Annotated in this window: 1 protein-coding gene; it reads right to left on the reverse strand. The window is 46.3% G+C overall.

All coding sequences use genetic code 11. The features are described 5' to 3' along the window. Positions 1-29 precede the first annotated feature (29 nt). Positions 30-1,115 (reverse strand): elongation factor Tu (gene tuf / locus EXT48_RS23510; protein ID WP_130166028.1); only part of this gene is annotated, 1,086 nt, incomplete at its 5' end.

The raw sequence follows: 1,115 nt of genomic DNA on the forward strand, positions 1-1,115 counted from the left end.
TTTTTATGTGTGTTACGACAATCTAGAGATTACTCTTCGATTGTTGCTACAACACCAGCACCTACTGTACGGCCACCTTCACGGATAGCGAAACGTAGACCTTCGTCCATTGCGATTGGTACGATTAGCTCAACAGTCATCTTGATGTTGTCGCCAGGCATTACCATTTCTACGCCGTCTGGTAGCTGGATGTCACCAGTTACGTCTGTTGTACGGAAGTAGAACTGTGGACGGTAACCTTTGAAGAAAGGAGTGTGACGACCACCTTCATCTTTCGAAAGTACGTATACTTCTGAAGTGAATTTTGTGTGTGGCTTGATTGAACCAGGCTTACATAGTACTTGACCACGTTCAACTTCATCACGCTTAGTACCACGTAGTAGTGCACCGATGTTCTCACCCGCACGACCTTCGTCTAGAAGCTTACGGAACATCTCAACACCCGTACAAGTTGTCTTCGTAGTTTCTTTAATACCTACGATTTCTACTTCGTCGTTCACGTTGATGATACCAGCTTCTACACGACCTGTTACTACTGTACCACGACCCTGGATTGAGAATACGTCTTCGATAGGCATGATGAATGGCTTATCGATGTCACGCTCTGGCTCTGGGATGTAAGAGTCTAGTGCTTCTGCAAGCTCAATGATCTTCGCTTCCCACTGCTCTTCGCCTTCTAGTGCTTTAAGCGCTGAACCTTGGATTAGTGGTAGGTCATCACCTGGGAAGTCGTACTCAGAAAGTAGTTCACGAACTTCCATCTCTACTAGCTCTAGTAGCTCTTCGTCGTCAACCATGTCACATTTGTTCATGAATACGATGATGTAAGGTACACCAACCTGACGAGAAAGTAGGATGTGCTCACGTGTTTGAGGCATAGGACCGTCAGTAGCAGCAACTACTAGGATCGCGCCGTCCATCTGTGCAGCACCAGTGATCATGTTTTTAACATAGTCAGCGTGTCCTGGACAGTCTACGTGTGCATAGTGACGAGTTGGTGTGTCATACTCAACGTGTGAAGTTGAGATTGTGATACCACGCTCACGCTCTTCTGGAGCGTTATCGATTGATGCGAAGTCTTTTGCTGTACCACCGTATACTTTTGCAAGTACGTT

The sequence above is a fragment of the Pseudoalteromonas sp. CO348 genome, from assembly GCF_004208845.1.
In the GTDB taxonomy this organism is placed as follows: Bacteria; Pseudomonadota; Gammaproteobacteria; order Enterobacterales; family Alteromonadaceae; genus Pseudoalteromonas; species Pseudoalteromonas maricaloris.